The sequence below is a fragment of the uncultured Planococcus sp. genome (assembly GCF_947501725.1).
Lineage (GTDB): Bacteria > Bacillota > Bacilli > Bacillales_A > Planococcaceae > Planococcus > Planococcus donghaensis_C.
On the sequence record NZ_CANMXD010000005.1, the window covers coordinates 139,578 to 156,700 of the forward strand.

At 43.4% G+C, this 17,123-nt stretch carries 16 protein-coding genes and 1 pseudogene; 6 read left to right on the forward strand and 11 right to left on the reverse strand.

Translation table 11 applies throughout. The features are described from left to right. The first annotated feature begins 406 nt into the window (after positions 1–406). The gene (locus Q0785_RS09265) at positions 407–1,006 is read left to right on the forward strand and encodes a nitroreductase family protein (protein ID WP_298828949.1); all 600 of its coding nucleotides are present in this window, start codon (positions 407–409) and stop codon (positions 1,004–1,006) included. A gap of 108 nt (positions 1,007–1,114) precedes the next feature. Here Q0785_RS09265 and Q0785_RS09270 read toward each other — a convergent pair whose 3' ends face one another. Together Q0785_RS09270 and Q0785_RS09275 are read right to left on the reverse strand one after the other, a co-directional pair. Continuing rightward, the gene (locus tag Q0785_RS09270) at positions 1,115–2,257 is read right to left on the reverse strand and encodes an NADH-dependent flavin oxidoreductase (protein WP_298828952.1); all 1,143 of its coding nucleotides are present in this window, start codon (positions 2,255–2,257) and stop codon (positions 1,115–1,117) included. Between the two features lie 28 nt (positions 2,258–2,285). Next, positions 2,286–3,038, reverse strand: a complete 753-nt coding sequence (locus tag Q0785_RS09275) for an IclR family transcriptional regulator C-terminal domain-containing protein (RefSeq protein ID WP_298828955.1) — start codon at positions 3,036–3,038, stop codon at positions 2,286–2,288. Between the two features lie 547 nt (positions 3,039–3,585). On the opposite strand from Q0785_RS09275, the gene Q0785_RS09280 reads away from it, so the two are divergent. Further along, positions 3,586–3,798 carry a hypothetical protein gene (locus tag Q0785_RS09280; protein ID WP_101191804.1) on the forward strand — a complete coding sequence of 71 codons (213 nt, stop codon included), beginning with the start codon at positions 3,586–3,588 and terminating at the stop codon, positions 3,796–3,798. A 386-nt stretch (positions 3,799–4,184) separates the two neighbouring features. Here the strand turns inward: Q0785_RS09280 and Q0785_RS20375 are convergent, their stop codons facing one another. From Q0785_RS20375 to Q0785_RS09315, 7 genes are all read right to left on the reverse strand, one after another. Next, positions 4,185–4,550, reverse strand: a complete 366-nt coding sequence (locus Q0785_RS20375; RefSeq protein ID WP_366522833.1) for a hypothetical protein — start codon at positions 4,548–4,550, stop codon at positions 4,185–4,187. Between the two features lie 1,079 nt (positions 4,551–5,629). After that, positions 5,630–6,226 carry a hypothetical protein gene (locus Q0785_RS09290; RefSeq protein WP_298828985.1) on the reverse strand — a complete coding sequence of 199 codons (597 nt, stop codon included), beginning with the start codon at positions 6,224–6,226 and terminating at the stop codon, positions 5,630–5,632. 627 nt (positions 6,227–6,853) lie between these two features. Further along, positions 6,854–8,071 carry a Bcr/CflA family efflux MFS transporter gene (locus Q0785_RS09295; protein ID WP_298828988.1) on the reverse strand — a complete coding sequence of 406 codons (1,218 nt, stop codon included), beginning with the start codon at positions 8,069–8,071 and terminating at the stop codon, positions 6,854–6,856. Between the two features lie 143 nt (positions 8,072–8,214). Beyond that, positions 8,215–9,978 carry an SMP-30/gluconolactonase/LRE family protein gene (locus Q0785_RS09300; RefSeq protein ID WP_298828991.1) on the reverse strand — a complete coding sequence of 588 codons (1,764 nt, stop codon included), beginning with the start codon at positions 9,976–9,978 and terminating at the stop codon, positions 8,215–8,217. A 50-nt stretch (positions 9,979–10,028) separates the two neighbouring features. Continuing rightward, complete coding sequence (locus tag Q0785_RS09305; RefSeq protein ID WP_298828994.1) at positions 10,029–10,565, reverse strand: dihydrofolate reductase family protein; 537 nt, start codon at positions 10,563–10,565, stop codon at positions 10,029–10,031. Between the two features lie 383 nt (positions 10,566–10,948). Beyond that, the gene (locus Q0785_RS09310) at positions 10,949–11,407 is read right to left on the reverse strand and encodes an NUDIX domain-containing protein (RefSeq protein ID WP_298828997.1); all 459 of its coding nucleotides are present in this window, start codon (positions 11,405–11,407) and stop codon (positions 10,949–10,951) included. Between the two features lie 51 nt (positions 11,408–11,458). After that, positions 11,459–11,608, reverse strand: a complete 150-nt coding sequence (locus Q0785_RS09315; RefSeq protein WP_223638916.1) for a hypothetical protein — start codon at positions 11,606–11,608, stop codon at positions 11,459–11,461. A gap of 156 nt (positions 11,609–11,764) precedes the next feature. Here Q0785_RS09315 and Q0785_RS09320 point away from each other — a divergent pair, with 156 nt between their 5' ends. The 3 genes and pseudogenes from Q0785_RS09320 (at position 11,765) to Q0785_RS09330 (ending at position 14,715) form a co-directional block, all read left to right on the forward strand. Next, positions 11,765–12,580, forward strand: coding sequence for a DUF1835 domain-containing protein (locus tag Q0785_RS09320; protein WP_298829012.1), 816 nt, complete (start codon positions 11,765–11,767; stop codon positions 12,578–12,580). Between the two features lie 320 nt (positions 12,581–12,900). Then, complete coding sequence (locus tag Q0785_RS09325) at positions 12,901–14,106, forward strand: MFS transporter (protein WP_298829015.1); 1,206 nt, start codon at positions 12,901–12,903, stop codon at positions 14,104–14,106. A gap of 95 nt (positions 14,107–14,201) precedes the next feature. Continuing rightward, positions 14,202–14,715, forward strand: a pseudogene (locus tag Q0785_RS09330) (DinB family protein). A gap of 80 nt (positions 14,716–14,795) precedes the next feature. On the opposite strand, the gene Q0785_RS09335 reads toward Q0785_RS09330, so the two are convergent. Next, complete coding sequence (locus tag Q0785_RS09335; RefSeq protein WP_223638928.1) at positions 14,796–15,152, reverse strand: hypothetical protein; 357 nt, start codon at positions 15,150–15,152, stop codon at positions 14,796–14,798. A gap of 74 nt (positions 15,153–15,226) precedes the next feature. Here Q0785_RS09335 and Q0785_RS09340 point away from each other — a divergent pair, with 74 nt between their 5' ends. Beyond that, the gene (locus tag Q0785_RS09340; protein ID WP_223638930.1) at positions 15,227–15,391 is read left to right on the forward strand and encodes a hypothetical protein; all 165 of its coding nucleotides are present in this window, start codon (positions 15,227–15,229) and stop codon (positions 15,389–15,391) included. A 115-nt stretch (positions 15,392–15,506) separates the two neighbouring features. Here Q0785_RS09340 and Q0785_RS09345 read toward each other — a convergent pair whose 3' ends face one another. Next, positions 15,507–17,099 carry a long-chain-fatty-acid--CoA ligase gene (locus Q0785_RS09345; RefSeq protein ID WP_298829021.1) on the reverse strand — a complete coding sequence of 531 codons (1,593 nt, stop codon included), beginning with the start codon at positions 17,097–17,099 and terminating at the stop codon, positions 15,507–15,509. Positions 17,100–17,123: the final 24 nt, after the last annotated feature.

Genomic DNA, 17,123 nt, shown 5'->3' on the forward strand with positions numbered 1-17,123 from the left:
AAATCAAGATATGGTTAGAGGATTCTACTAAGTCAAGGTTGACCGAATAAAATTTGGATACTTTAGATAGAAAGCCTTTCATAAAATAAACTTCAGCAAACAAAAGAAAAGAAGAAACTTATTGCTAAGTTCCTACCGGTAATCCCTCATATGTTAACTAATCAACACCAGTGTTTAACTAATTCATTAATTTATATTTTCATTGAGTTTCACAATATGAAACCAAACTGACTTATTTTGATTTGCAATTTTAATTATCCTACACTGTAACTGTGGCTATGACGCTCAGCTTTTACTTTGATTCAAATTACCATCTTCCCCCTATTCAACAGATGAGGCTGTGAAATTCCAAAGCAAAAAGCGCAAAATAAGCCAAATATATATTTCAAATAAAAGGAGAATGATCATGTCAACATTTGTAGAATTAGTAGAAAAACGCCGTTCGATTTACGTATTGGGAACAGATAGTGAGTATGCACAAAAGGAAATTGAGACTAGAATTCGCGAGGTCGTCAAACAAGTGCCTACAGCTTTCAACAGCCGAACCACGCGAGTAGTGACATTATTCGATGGAGCAAACGAAAATTTCTGGAATCATATTTACGATATTCAGAAAGAGGTTCTTGAAGGTGAAATGTGGGATATGATGTCAGGAATTATAACTGGAGCAAAAAATGGGATTGGTACAGTTCTGTTCTTTGAAGATAAGGATGCAGTTAAAGAAATGCCCGCACAAGGAATCCGTGAAGAAGCTTATAAGCAAAACAACAATGCGAATGCACAATACGCTATTTGGTTAGCTTTAACTGAAATGAACTTAGGCGCAAGCTTACAGCATTTTAACGTTGGCTATGAACAAGGGTTCGATAAAGGAACGAAAGAAATGTTCAATCTGTCGGAATCATATGAAATGCTTGCACAAATGCCCTTTGGTTCCGTTGAACAGGAAGCTGGCGAAAAAGAACATATCGATACGGAGGTTCAAGTAAAAGTTTTTAACAACTGATTTTGCTTGATAAAAAGCATTGAGACTTGAAGCCATGCAAAAAGCCCGGGTAATCGTAAAAGATTACCCGGGCTTTTATCGATGTATTGGATTAAAGAAAAAACGTACTTAGTGGTGGATTGTTAATTTTATAGGAAACCAGCCTTCCACTTCTAAAATCAATTTCCATAACGGAGTCGGTATCACGGCTCTTTCCTGGTCACTTTCTGTTAAATGATGAATGATTTCATCTTCTTCGCCATTTACAACTTTTTCAACCCAATGCGGATCAATAACGATAGCGCGTCCAAGTGCTACAAAATCCGTTTTCCCTTTTTCTAAAACCAGAGATGCATCATCAGCAGTATGAATACTCCCTACTCCTATCACTGGTATCCGGCCATTCACATATTCCGAAATGATTTCTGTCCGTGATTTTTCACTTTCAATGCCCCGGCGCGGTTTGGCCCATGCTTCGGTTGTTGCAATATGAAGATAATCGATATCCTGTTCAATCAATGTATCGAGCAATCCAAAAGTTTCCTTCATGGTGATGCCTGGAGTTTCCGGCTCTTCCGGTGAAAAACGGTAGCCGATTAAGAATGGTTTTGTTGCATGTGCTTTGATGACGTTTCTTACTTCCTTGATCAGTTTGACCGCAAATAAATTCCGGTCCTGGAATTCATCAGTCCGCTGGTTTGAGTGTGGAGAAACGAATTGCTGCAGCAAATATCCGGTTGCACCGTGCAATTCCACACCATCAAATCCAGCTTCAATCGCCCGGCGTGCAGACTCGCCGAAGCTTCCAATCATTTCATATACTTCTTTTGCCGTTAATTCCCTCGGTGCCTGATCGATACTGTAGAATCCCCGATCGCCCAGCGGTGCAACAGTGCCCGCACTGACAGTTTCGCCGTTTGGCGTAAGCCGTGGAACAGCCAAACGTCCGCCATGGTAAAGCTGGACGATGCCTTTTGCTCCGCCTTCATGGACGACGCCGGCCAGTTTGGATAGGCCGGCTATCGTTCCATCGTGATCAATGCCCATTTGTCCGTCAAACCCTTTTCCGTTCTTCGTCACATAAGCACAAGCTGTAACAATTGCACCTACACCTTTCGAGCGTTCTTTGTAATAGTCCAGTTCTTCTTGTGACACATAATCATCTACATCCGCTGAAAATGTCGTCATCGGCGCCATCATCAGCCGATTTCTTACTCCCACACCACTTTTGAATGTAAAATCCTGAAATAAATGCTGATATTTTTCCTTCATGTAATTACCTCCATGTTGTATGAACAAACTACTTTTTCTCTAACGCCTCTATTTCTTCGGCAATTGCTTTACTGCCAGCGCCCAATTTCGTTGCAATTTGTTTGATGTTTCTCCGTGAAATTTGTACTGCTGGTGCCGCAATAGCAAATGCCGCAATCCCTTTCTTATCCCGAAATACCGGAACAGCCACACAGCGAATTCCAATATTTCGTTCTTCATCATCAAAAGCATAGCCGTCTTCCTTGATCGCTTTTAAATGGTAGCGGAATAATTGAGAGTCTTGAAATGTATTGGGAGTGGCTGGTTCCAGTGCCATCCTGTTTAATAATTTATTCAATTCTTCTTCCTCTAAGTGAGCCAAGATGACTTTACCCAAAGCTGATAAATAGACTCTGGAACGATTTCCAATCTCTTTATCTGTAGGATGCAGATAAGGTTCGTTTATAACTTGTGTCATGATAAAATCTGTGCCATCCAATTTTCCAAGATACGTACTCATTTGCAGACTTTGTGCAAACTGATAAATAGAACGCAAAGAAGTCCAATCATTTTTTTGGCGCTCGGTTTCTTCTTTGCTGAATAGTTTAAAGTTGAAGAAATATTGGGACTGAATTTTATAAATATAGTTCATATCCTCTAAAGTGGTTAAAAGCCGAAAAGCCGTAGACTTACTTAATTTGAGTTTTTCCATTACTTCCGCTAAAGTGATTCCCTGCATCTGTTTTACCAATTCTAATACAATCAACCCTTTTTTCAGGGTCGATAATTGGTTATTGGCCATTTCCTCACCTCTCGTCTTGTAGTATACGTTCTTTCTCCATTTTCGACAAAAAAGTTCAGGGAAGTTTCATTTAATGAACCTGGATGTTAGAAACGGATCATGCTTCTTTATTTAAAACCTGTCGTAAAAATATATTTATACAGACAAAAGAGAAAAAGCCTTGCTGACTAGCATTGTTTCACCCCTGCTTATTTAGCAATTAGAATAACTACCACTTCCGATAACTCAATGATATGTAAACTTAGAATCTTTAAAAACACGATTTTATAACCATACAGAATAGCCTTTTGAATGTATCATTTTTTCTAGCAAATCCATTCTTATCTCTCGCTCTTCGAAGATTACTGAAATAAAGGTTTTGAATGTAACTTACTTACACTTATGTTACATTCAGAATTCTTAAAAAATATTCTTTATTTCAGTTATACTAAAGACAATAATTGTCTTTCTAAAAAAGGTAATTGTCCTAAGCTAGTCGAACTTAAGGTTTCAGAACTAGTAATTTTTGAGATAACTATTCTTTGTATGAGAAAGGTGGAGCGTTGGTATGTCAAGACTAGATAATTCCCGATGGAAAATGAGTATGGCTGGCTTTACTGCATTTGTTTTAGCTACTATTTTCTTCTTAATAACGGGGCCTAATATACCTGGAATACTTGGCTTTTTAATATCCGCAATAGTATTGTTCATTCTAAATGCTGTTTATGTCTTATATACAAACAAGAAATCAGGTAACGCAAAAAAATCAAATATAGACTAACTGTTTAACATTTGTTTTCTCTTAATTTGAATGTAACTTAATTCACATTAAGTTACATTCAGATTCAGTAAAAGATTTCTACGAAGTTCTTTTTTTAACGTGCTTAGGCAAAAACAAAGAGCTACTACCCATTAATATTCCTCCCAGGACTGCAAGAAATACACCAACTATAATCCATGTTGTAGTTAAAAAAGTGGATACATAAATTCCTGTAATAAGAAATAATAAGCCTATGAACATACATGTTAGTAGCTTCCCCATCTTTTACCCTCCAATACATATTTTGAATGTAACTTAACTGCACTTAAGTTACATTCACTTTCGCTAAGATAGCGCCTTTCATTTGTGCCATTTCCCAGCCCCCTAAACATCTTGTAAAATTTCCTCTACCATTCCCGCCATTCTTCTGTAATATCTTCCTCTGTCTCTAACCCAGCGTTTTGCGCTTTTTCCATAATGAAATCATAAAGTTCTTCCCGCTCAAGTGTCTCAATGAAAAAATTATAGTCCTCATTTAATGCATTTAAACGAAGGATCGTTTCCTTTACTTTCCGAATGATTTCTTCGTCACTCGGGTTTTGAAGATGAGAAAGGCCTTCACTATACGCTTGGAGCACTTTCTCTGTTGATGCTATATTTTCTTCTGTAAACAGGTCGTCTCCTTCGTCCATTCGAATCTTCCAAGCTTGCGTAGGTAAAGGCTGCTCCAACTGATTTTTGTTTTGCTGGACGGATTCAGCGTCTTGCGGCATTGATTTTCCTATAAAAAGGGGGCGGCCGCTGCTACTCTCCCCTTCTAGCAGCATGTGAGAATAATGTTTCTTATTCGTGAAATAAACGTATTCCAGCTCGAGGCACGGTGACATGTCTCCATCTAATACAGTGGAATCCCAAAATTTCATGCTTTCTAAATGAGGGAGGTGTTTTATAAAACGGATGGATGGAATCGTTCCACAGTTATTTAAAGCTAAATCTTCAAGCGACCAGACCTTGCCTATAGGAGAAAAATCTTCTATTTTTTTCGCAGACTCTATTTCGAGATCCTTTAAATTTTCCGGCAGATACTGTATCGCGCTGATGTCCATCAAGGTTCTCATTCTGAACAATCCTAGCCGAATCAACTTCTTCAATCCTTGAATCCCCTCCAAGGAAGTAATGTTGGAGCTGATAAGCTCAAGATCTTCGAGCGCTTTCAGGTCTGTGAACTCCTTCAGGTTTTTCCCTTTTGATTTATAGCCCGAAACCTGCATTTTCTTCAAGTTGATCAGGCTGCCGAAGGCCATGGCCTTCGGCGGCAGTGTGCCGTAGATCTTTTCCAACGTGGTCAATTGGTTGAAATCAACTGCCAAGGAAGGAGCAGTGTCATTGATTGACAAAGATTTAAGCCCCTTCAAGTGATAAAGTCCACTCAAATTCTTCACATTCGGACCTTCCAGGAAAAAAGACTCGATGGTTGGGCATTCACTAAGGAAATCAATTTGGGATTCTTCATAGGAATAGGTCACCTTTGCCCTTTTAATTTTATGTGTTTGGATATACAGAATGGATTCTTGTACGTTATTTTTACCAATTAACACCGTGATTCCATTCTCGTCATTTCTTGTACGAATTTTACTTTGTTCCATAATTCCTCCTTAGTTATCTTTTTAACATTGGAATCAAAACTCTTATGTTAAATATACGTAGAACTAAAATTAATAGCTAGATAATTTTGGAAATCAAAGCGTTCGTAAAAGTACAATTTTACAGACAAAAAGGAGAGAAATGGCGCTATTCAACCACTTCTCTCCCTTTTATCGATGTAGGTTTCGATACCCTTCTACAAGTTGCTTCATTCATTCTGCACGGTCTTTTTTTCTACAAAATTCTTCTTTCCGATCTCCAGAATTTCTTTGTCGGCATTCAAAAACAGCATGTCGCTTTTCAGGTCTTCCGGGGAAGTGGAACCGGAAGGGATATACCAAAGCTTAACCCCTTTCAGCCTGGTGTCATCCAACTCTTTTTCAAGGGCAAACACGTCAGAGACATTGTCTTTTCTGACGGTGCTGCCCAGGGCTGTATATTCAACGTTTTCATTCTTGAGCAGCCCGAACGTATATTCCAAATACCAGGGGCCCATGGCATAAGGAATTTCATTTTCCATGTCTGCATCATAGACATTCAACGATGTTGGAAAGACTTGAAAGTCTTTGTATAACTGGAATGGACGCTCCACTTTCATAAAGGCAATGGAAACATCCCCTGCTTCATCAAGGAGAAAGACTTTATTATTCTCCGGCAACTGCAGGACCTGGACATTTGACTGTTGCCGCAGTTCCTCTAAGGCGCTTTCAGGTGTTCGATGGTAATTGGTGGAAAAATAGCTTGCAGCAGACCCTACACTTAATAAGATTAAAATAACGAGTATCGAAAAAATGATTTTTTTCATCAAGTTCCTCCTGTGCTGCTGATTCATTGGCAACTCTCTTAAGCAGAATATTGATTTAGTACTTAAACAATTCAATTAGTAACTATTTCAATTAAACATTAAAAGTCAGAAAAGTAAATTCGAAATTGTGAGCATTGTTGCTCCAATCAAAAGAACGAGTGTCGGTATTATCTTGGCCATTATCGGGATCCATGTATTCAACCATTAAGTTATCATGATAATACCCTGTTAATCTCCATCCACTTCCGGCTACAATTTGATAATCTAGATCAGGATTTGACGAAAAAAAAGGCGATTTAATGGATGGCTTTTATTTAATGAACACTTGTATCTTGAGCCAACTAGCATAGTTCTTGATGAACCGTTCGTAAAAGTACACAATTACGAACGCTCATAAGTAAACTGGCAAAAGACCAAAAGAACGTCCGCGAAATTGTATACACTTTTACGAACGTTTTTCAGATAAAATTAGGAGAACTAATCGTTTTTAAAGTTTAAATTTGAATATATTTTTAATCAAAGAGGTTTCGATTAAACTTTCAGAAACTATAAAAAACAGGAGCGGAAGAAAATCTCTTCCGCTCCTGTTTCAATTCAGCAAACTGCATACTCGCACCTGCTTGAATATTATTTAGTATTCTCTGCAACTTTCTGCTTGTGTCCGGTCAGTCCGAAAAAGGCGAGCAGGCCAAGAACTGACGTGCCAAATAGGATGGCGCCCATCGGAACAGCCGAAGTTTCGTTGATGCCGACCAGCGGTGATACGAGAGCACCGATGACAAGCGGCAGCATGCCGACAACCGCGCTGGCACTTCCCGCCCGGTGTTTCTGGCCTCTCATCGCCAGGGTGAACGAACTGGTGAAGATCATTCCGATTGCGGTCATGTAAATGAAGATCGACGTCACCAGTGAAGCCAGCGGCCCTTCGATGATCGTCATGACCAGCAAGACGAAGGTGGCACTGGCTGCAACTATGACTGCGCCCTGTAAGAGCCGGTGCTCAGAAACAATGCCGCCGAATTTGCCGATGATAAAGCTTCCGATGATCATCGCGATGCCGTTGATGCCGAACAGCACACTGAAGACTTGGGGGGAAACGCCGTAAATCTCCTGATAGACGAACGGCGTCCCGGCGACATAAGCAAAACTGCCGCCGTGAACCAAGCCGACCACAAGAGCGTAGCCGATAAAAGGACGCGCCTTAAACAGGCTCCCCATCGTCCGGACGGAGTGTCCGATTGAACTTGGCATGCGGTCTTGCGGTGGCAAAGTCTCCGGCAGGCGGAATATGACGACGATCACCATGATGACACCAAGCAAACCGAGGAAATAAAAGATGGTTTCCCAGCCCGCAAACGGCAATGCCAAGATGCCGCCGCCCGCAATTGGAGCGGCCATTGGTGCTACAGCATTGATGACCATGAGCAATGCGAAGAATTTCGTCATTTCACGGCCAGTAAAGATGTCGCTGACCACGGCTCTGGAAAGGACCACACCACCTGATGCGGTGAATCCTTGCAAAAATCGTGCGGCGATCAACGTTTCGATGTTCGGGGCCACTGCGCAAAGTACGGACGACAGTGCAAACAGGATGACCGAGATGATCAACGGTTTGCGCCTGCCGACCGCATCACTAAACGGTCCGACGACGATTTGCCCTGCCGCAAGTCCAATCAGGCAAGCCGTTAAGCTCAGCTGAACGAGCGAGACGTGTGCGTCCAATTCGTCTGCGATCGCTGGAAATGCCGGTAGATACATATCGATATTCAGCGGAGCCAGTATGCCCAGCATGCTGAGGATCAGGGCCAGGCCGAGCCGTTTTCTTCCTGTGGGGTTCTGCAACATTTTGAGATAACACCTTTCATTTCTAAATAAATTCTTATTAACTATACAATATTCCGGCGAAAGGTGTAATGCTCTATGGAAAACAATCCGTTTCAAAGCAGAATTTCTTCATCTGTTTTCAACGGAAGCCACTCAGATGCGGGTTAATTTCTAGTTTTTTCAGGCATTAATTCCACAGCGAGCAGTGCCTGCTCTTCAATACTGGCGAAATACAGCATGCCGCACAATTCTACAACTCCGGTGACGGCGTGATAATCAATGCTTGAACTTTGGAGATCAAGCAGGCAGTTTCCCTTTTCATCGAAAAGCATGGCCCAAGCGGTTTTAGCGCCTTTTGGCTGCAGACGTTCAGGCACCCGCCACAGCAGCTTCCGTAAAAATGCGGGCGCCGTGCCCAGCCGGTCAAGTAAAGGGTTGCGGTTTGTCATCATGGCTACCCAGAACGTGCCGTCGCTTATGCGAGAGATATTGTCTGGGAACCCCGGCAGATTAGCCGCAAGGATTTCCCTCTTTCCAGCATTGCGTCCTTGTATCCATAACCGGTTGAGCCGGTAGCCATCCGTTTCAGCAAAAATTACGGCCTGTTCATCATTCGACAGCGTGATGCCGTTGGCGAAATACAACCCTTCGAGGATCACTTCGACGCGTCCCTGTGGATCCCGCCGGAACAGCCGACCGGATGCCCGGTGTTCCATCAATGCGCCTGTATACTGCTCGAAGTCATAGCGGTTGCTGGATTCCGTGAACCAAATCGTGCCATCCGCTGCGGCTGTGGCATTGGAACAAAAACGCAGCGGAACTCCGTCGACATACTGGACCAGTGTTTCAATCAAACCCGTCTTCGGATCCAGCCGAAGCAGACCTTTCTGGGCATCGCATATCAATAGATGGCCATCCGGCAGAACTTCAAGACCTAAGGGGCGGCCTGCTGTATCACCGATGGCTTCCTCTAAATGCCGCTCCGGATCGATGCGTAAAATGCGCCCATCTTCCACGCCACAGATCAATCGCCCCTGTCCGTCAACGACGACATCTTCCGGCCCATAGCCGCTGAGCGGAATGCGCCAGGAACGCGGAAAAGCTGTCCGGCTGGATTTGCGTGCGGCACGCGGTGGAGCAGGCGGCAGTTTCCTTCGTACCGGCTCTAGTGCTTGTTTTGGTTCAGGCATGATTTGCGGAAGCGTCGGCCGCCCGGCTTTTGTGAATACATAGGATGCTGCAACGGAATAGGTATGAATCGCCGCACAGTGTTTTTCCTGTTCCCCCTGAGTTGCCAGGAAAGCGGATGATCCGAGCACCTTCAGGAATGCAGGAGCATCCGCCGCACCAAGAACCAGCATTGCTTCATAATCCCCCATGGATGTATTCCGTTTTTTTTCATCTTCTTCGAACAATTGGTAACGGACTTCCGAAAAACCGGGAATTGCTGCAATCGAAGGGGCCAGGCTGTTTTGGATGAATGCCTGGAAATCACGCAGCCGGACGGATGGTTTTTTGCGGATCAGCACGATTTCCCGGTAAGTTGCTTGTGAATGGCGGGTTGGATGACGCAGTATTCGGCTGTTTTTCAGGCGAGCCTTATAGAGCGCCCTATCGGCGAATAGCATTTCCCCATAACTACCCTTCAGTTTCCCATGCCGTTTGGCTGCGGCTGTTTTCAAAACATACTCTTCCATTCCATCGATTCGAGCTAACCGTTGGACCACTGTTTCAACTCCAGAGAGTACTGGCCAATATCCAAGTTGATTCTTGCAGAAATGATGCTGCCGGTATTCGAGCACACCGTTAATCCGCGCTGCTTTTTGTGCATAAGGACCACTCCAGGCATCCATTCCCTGTTCATGCGGAAAATCTCCGCGCAAATAAATCAATGCCGTCACTGCTTCAATTTTTCGTATGCCAATCACTTCCATTCTATTTGTAAGCGGATAGCCGCATAAATGAATAAAAACTGATGTTAGTTGGACTTCCGAATGATTTTATACCAACTTTCAACTTGATGGTTGTCCACGTATGTCCGGATCTTTTCCAATTGAATCTCGAGATTTTCCAAATGCTCGAAAAAGCGTGTCCCTTTTCCCAGCAGCACCGGGGCGAAACAGATTTGCAGCTCATCAGCCAGATTGGCCCAAAGCAGCTGCTGGCTGACATTCGCTCCCAACACCAGCACATCTTTGCCGTTTGCAGCTGTCTTCGCCTGGTTGATGGCTGACTCTATGCCTTCTGTGACAAAAGTGAAGGTAAGTTTATCATTTTCTTTCGGCTGCTTTTCAGGTGGATGATGGGTCAATACAAACAACGGCACTTGAAACTCATAATGGTCAGCGTAGCCATCCGGATCGCTGGCCATGTCGAAGCTATTGCGCCCCATGACGACAGCCCCAGGAAACTCATAATGTGGCTGGTAACTTTCATAAAGTTTGTCTATTCTTCCATAGCGATCGTTGACGAATCCATCAAGTGAAACAATCATGCCAAAATACACTTTTGTCATTTCGATTCCTCTCCATTCATTTCTCGAATAAAGTTCTGTACGTCAATCACGTCTTCTGGGCTCCTGGAAATCACAATAAATACTTGGTTTAAACTGATGTTCCATAATATGTTCACTTGACCATACCTGTTTTTTTATTTTTATAAGCCAAAATGCAATAGGAATATTTTTTCTTTCTCCGGTGGTTTTAGGCATCCTATTCTCTATTTGATATTGATTTGTTTGTATTTATCATCAGTTTTTTCACTTTTGCTGAATTTCTTGTTTGCGGTTTTGAATTTTGTAATAAATCCTTAAGTAGTTTACTACATTTGTATCTAAAAATACCTGAGTATTAGAAACTCAAAACAATGGAACGCTCCAACTCTTCAGGTGCAGCTTATTTAATTAATATCGCCCAAATAGACCCTGTTTCGTTTACCAGCTTCAAACTCTTGTATATATTTCCGCAAATCTTTTGGATAGATTCGATACTCCAGTAAATGCTTGACCGCTATCCACTCTATTCCAACTTGATGGCTATCCGGATTTGTTGGCCCGATTGCTTGTTCACTTTTTGTTTCGCAGAAAAAATAGTACTCGATTTGATGAACGTGGCGATCAAATTCTACATGTTCGTGGTTTTTTCCGATGTACTCACGAAGATGAAGCAACTCCCCGACTTCCACCTGTTGACCGATTTCTTCCAGACATTCTCTTTTTATTGTCTCCGTTAAGGTTTCTCCGTGTTCTTGCCCGCCGCCCGGAAACAAGTAAAAGAACCCTTCATCATCTACATTTTTTGTCAGCAACACTTTAGAGCCTTTCAAAATAACTGCTTTGGCCGAATTCCGTATAAACATTCTACACTTTCCTTTCCAGCTCTTTTTCAAATGAAATCCACTAACGCCAGCTTATGATCTATTAGTTAAAGCTTTTATGAACTCATCCATGCGCAATGCAATATAAATTAATGTCATTGCTGCGATGGCTAACCAGATTTCACCGAAAAAGACACCCATAATCGCGCCAAAACCGATGTATGTCGCTAATGTTTTATCCATCATGATCCCCCCTTTTAGATATGAATACTTGAATGTTATAGAAAGTAGATTCGTTTCCATCAGTCCAATGCATATCTGTTTGTTTCATGTTGAAGGACTATGCTACGATTAATGCATATAATGAATAGACCATTTTATATCTGAAGGAGTGCTGATATGATTTATATTGTCAATGGCGAATCGGCTGCAGCCGCCCTAAAAAACACGCTTTCGGAAACCACCGATCAAATCATCCCATTGCCAATGGATTTTTCCGTTGGTCCAATCACAGCGATCCACTTGGAAAACGGCGTCTCAATTCGCGCAGATTGGGAAGATTCTTCATTCCACCCACTGAATAACCGCTCTGGCGAAGCATTATCCATTTACCAACGCTCATTGAAAGAATTGAAGGAAGTAAAGAATGGTGAACAGCTAACCATCTGGACATGCGAAAACGCATTAGAACAAATAGGGCTGCGCATTGCCTGCTTCGTACTGGCCGGCAAACAACTCGAGCTGTCCCTTGTAAATACACAGCAAGCATTGAACGAATACTTGAAGGATCAGGAAATACAGCAAACCGTCCGGCATTCAGGTGAATGCAATGCCAAGCAACTGGCACATTTTTTTAACTACTCTTCCCTCTCCGTCACAAAAGACATGCGGATCGCATTTGAAGAGGATGGAAAGAACTTGCTTCACAGCACCAGCCAGGTCCGTACCTGGAAAAATGGAGAAATTTTTGAAGAAGCCGAAACCCGTGACGACTCTTTTATCATCGATTGTATAAAAGGACAGGTTGCAGAATCTGCCGGCAATGATTACGTAGACGCCATCCGGGTAATTGGTGAAGCATACGGCCTGTCTGAACAGCCAATCTCTGATTCATGGATTGATTACCGAATCCGCTCATTGATCGAAGACGGACAAGTAGCCTTTATAGGCGGCCTTCAATCGATGAGGTCCTACAAAATAAAAGCGGTGGATTAATACATACCGAAGATACGCTTGAATACTGTTCAGAAGACATTGATTCATAGGTGAACCCTGGATGTACCACTTTTAATACCTATTGAACTATTGCTCCAGAGAAGATAGATTCTTCCTCCTACTATATCCATTTTTTTCTTAACAAGCCATTTATTTCCCAAATAATTAGCGTATAATGGGAATAATCAAACATTTTGATGTACTTCAATCCCCCGAAGATCATCATTCCCGGAAAGGAACATCTTTCATGACCACTCGTCCAATTTAACTCAACCCCTTCTAGAAGTCATTTACCAATTGAACTCTTGGGGGATTTTACGATGAAATTTAATAGAAACTTTAAGTTGCTGCTGACTGGGCAGTCTTTTGCCAATATTGGCGATGTGCTTTACATCGTCAGTGTTATTTACCTGATTTTTGAACTCACAGGCTCAGCCACCGCCGCTGCTTTCGTGCCTTTCACGATCACAAGCGCAATGTTTCTTTCGAACACATTGACGCCTTTATTGATGGAGCGGTTCAACTTGAAATGGCTCCTTGCCGGTTCGCAAATCGGAAAAACGGGCCTGTTGGTGGGGCTCGCTTTCTTCATGCCACAGCTTTCACACGCTAATTACATGGGGCTGTTTTTGGTGATCAGCTTGGTGGCTTTGCTTGATGGCTGTGCGAATCCGGTTACCCGCTCGCTTATCCCGGTTTATGTAAAAAACGAACTTCTCTTGAAAGCCAATGGTATAACCGAAACGGTGACACAACTGATCCAGACCGCCATGTGGTTTGTCGGCAGTTCGCTGTTGGTTTGGCTGACAGCAAATGAATTGATCTGGATTACAGCGGGTTTGTTTTTCCTGTCCAGTCTTCTGTTAAGCGGGCTGGATAGAGCCGATTTCACACCATCCAGCAAGCAGGGCAAATGGCAGCAAATCAGCAGCGGTTGGAAAAACGTTTCCGCTTCTCCTGTGCTGAAACGAATTGCTTTGATGGATGTACTGGAAACAATCGCCGGTACGGTATGGATCGCCGCAATCCTTTATGTATTCGTCAGCGAAGCGCTGATGCTCGAAGAGATGTGGTGGGGCTTTATCAACGGCTCCTTCTTCCTGGGATTGATTGCCGGCAGCCTTTTCTGCCTGTGGTTCTCCGATTGGATTAGACAGAATCTCAGCCTTTTTATTGTCGGAGGAGCGGTCTCCAGCAGCCTGGCAACCTTCCTTTTCGGACTGAACGCTGTTCCGGTACTGGCGCTGCTTCTTTCTGTTCTAGTCGGCATTTTCAGCCAAATCAAAAACATTCCGCAGCAGACCATCGTCCAGACGAGCGTCCCGAAAGACCGGCTGCCGACAGTATTCACGACATTGGGTGCAATCGGAACGGGAACATTCGGCGTCTCTTCCCTTTTGATGGGGATACTGGCTGATGCAATCGGCATCCGTTCCGTCTTTATCTTATCGGGTCTATTGCTCGCACTAGTCAGCTTGATCGCCTATTGCAGCAGAAGCCATTTCCGGAAAACGATAGACCAATAATCAAACGTAAAAAAAGGAGGTCAGCGGAGACATCCGTTGACCTCCTTTTCATTATGCTTACAAGCCAATCTAAACCATGAATGGGAAGTGGATAAATGATTGATTACCGAATCATTTCAGCAGTGCCTCACCGAGAAAATAGGTGAGCTTGTCTCCATGCTGGAATACACAAGGAATGTAACTTTGAATGAAATTTCCGGTCTGACCCAAAACGAATTGGATTACTTGCCGGATGACAGTTCAAATACCATTGCCGCTCTGCTGCTGCATATGGCGTCCATCGAATTTGTGCACCAAGTCATTTCCAATGAAAAGAGAGATTTAACCACTGCTGAATATAAAAAGTGGAAAATCCCTTTAGAACTGGGAGATGAAGCGAGAGCAACTATAAAAAATTGGCCACTTGAATATTATTTAGTTCAATTGCAGGAGACCAGAAACAGCACATTATCCTTGCTGAAATCCAAGCAAGACAGCTGGTTGCTGGAAGAGAGCCAGTGAGAAAATGGCGTTGCCTATAATAACCATTATCTTTGGTTCCATGTCATGGAAGATGAAATCAGCCACCGGGGACAAATCAGGACTCTGCTAAGAAATTCGAAGAGATAAAATTATTCGTGAATTATTCTTTTTCGAAATCAAATCTATTTTTCAATTCATAAAAATAGAAACTTTTACAATTCACCTATTCATTCAAACTGAACCATCTCTGGATCTAATGCAATAAAATGCGCCATCCAGCAATCCGATTTTTCTGTGCCAATCTCGTGGTTTCTCAGACAAAGGCGGTTCCTTCCATCCAATCCATCCATGCCGCAACAGCCATTCAGCCGGCTCCTGTTTGAATGACGTTTTGAATTGACTAGATCTTTAAGGTTGATGATGATGGCATCTCTAAGGTCCAGGTGCATTTTATTGTCGTCAATAATGTAAAACCCTTCGGGAATATAATCTTGGGCATCTTCATGGTTCAGCAGGCTGACGTCTGGCAATTCCCTTACTTCCTTTGAAATTTCCAGATGGCATGTACGGCAAATCAGTTTCATATGGATTCACTCCTCGTTTTTTATCGGTCCATTTTAGAGCCGGATAATGCGTTCAACGAAAGGATGAAAAAATCATGTTCTATTTTCTGGTAACCACTCTCGTCGTTTTTATAGCCATTTTATTGATCCATGTTGCCGTCAGTATGCTTCTCGGAACCAGCCAAGAATACCGTTGGGTAAAGTCTTCTGTCATCAGCTTGGTATTTACGCTGATTTTTGTGGCAATCTTAGGCTTCTAACTTTAGAGCAAACACTCTTTTATTCGACTATAGCATCTTTCGAATCAGTTATTAAAAAACGTCCGTTGAATGCCTCTCAGCATTATACGGACGTTTCTTTTTTCATCTACTCAGATCAATTCACTTTCTTCGGGCCGCTCCAGTACATTTCGCGCAAACGGAATTTCTGCAGTTTGCCGGTCGCGGTCTTCGGCAGCTCCTCGACGAATTCGATGGATTTCGGTGCCTTGAAATGCGCCATATTGTCGCGTGTGTACGCGATGATCTCCTGTTCGGTAACAGTCGCCTCCGCATGCAGGACGATGATCGCTTTCGGCACTTCTCCCCACTTCTCATCAGGTACAGCGATGACAGCCACTTCTAAGACATCCGGATGCTTATACAGCACGCCTTCGATTTCCGTAGAAGAAATATTTTCGCCTCCGGAAATGATCATGTCCTTGATGCGGTCCTGGATCTCAATATAACCGTCCGGATAGGTCACAGCCAGATCGCCTGTATAGAACCAGCCGTCACGGATCGCTTCAGCTGTTTTTTCGGGATCTTTATAATAGCCGCTCATGACGACATTTCCACGCGTAATGATTTCGCCCAGTTCCTTGCCGTTCCATGCGACTTCTTTGCCGTCTTCCTGGTTGACGACTTTGGTTTCGCCGTTGAAGGCCAGCTCGATTCCTTGGCGCGCTTTGATGGTCGCCTGTTCATCCGGCGTCTTCCCGTCAAATTCCTTTTTCCATTCATTATACAAAATGAATGGCGACGTTTCTGTCAAACCATAGACATGCATCATATTCAATCCAAGCAATTCCTGCGCTTTGCCGATCAATGCAGCAGCGGGCGGAGCGCCGGCTGTCCCCATTCGTGGATTGGTGGTGATGTTGATGGTTTTCGCTTTCGGTTCATTGACCAGCATATTGACGACGGTCGGTGCACCGCATAACACGGAGATTTTATGTGTTTCAAACAGTTCCAAAATCAGCGGCGGATCAACTTTCCGCAGGCAGACATGCGTGCCTCCCGCAGCGGTGATCGCCCAGACGCCGCCCCAGCCATTGGCGTGGAACATCGGCAAAGTATGAAGATAGACGTCGTCATGCTCTACTTTCAGATGGTACAGGAAGTTCGCTGCATTGAGGTAATTGCTGCGATGCGTCAGCATGACACCTTTCGGATTTGATGTCGTGCCGCTTGTATAGTTCAGCGTCAGCATCTGATTTTCATCAATCCTTACTTCAGGAAGTACAGCGTCGCTGTCCACTTGAATAAAATCTTCATAGGAGATCCCATTGATCTTCGATTCATGCCCGTCCACTTCCACGACGATGAATTTTTCAATCGGCAGTTTGTCCTGGATCTCTTCAATCAGCTTGCCGAACTCTGCATCGACGATCAATGTTTTCGCATCGCTGTGGTTGATGATGTATTCCAGGTCTTTGGCGGTCAGGCGGTAATTGAGCGGCACCATGACCGCACCGATTTGGCAGATGCCATAAAAGCATTCCAGCATATAATGGGTGTTCGGCAGCATGACGGCTACATGGTCACCTTGTTGGATACCCGCGTTGTGCAAAGCGAACGCCAGCTGGTCGGTCCGATTACCGAACTCTTTGTATGTAAACGTTTTCTCTTCATCGATGACGGCCACTTTCTCCGGGTAATACTTGATGGCTCTGCGTTTCCAGTCGAGCGGTGTTAATGGTGCAATCATAATTCTCGTGCCCCTTTCAATCTC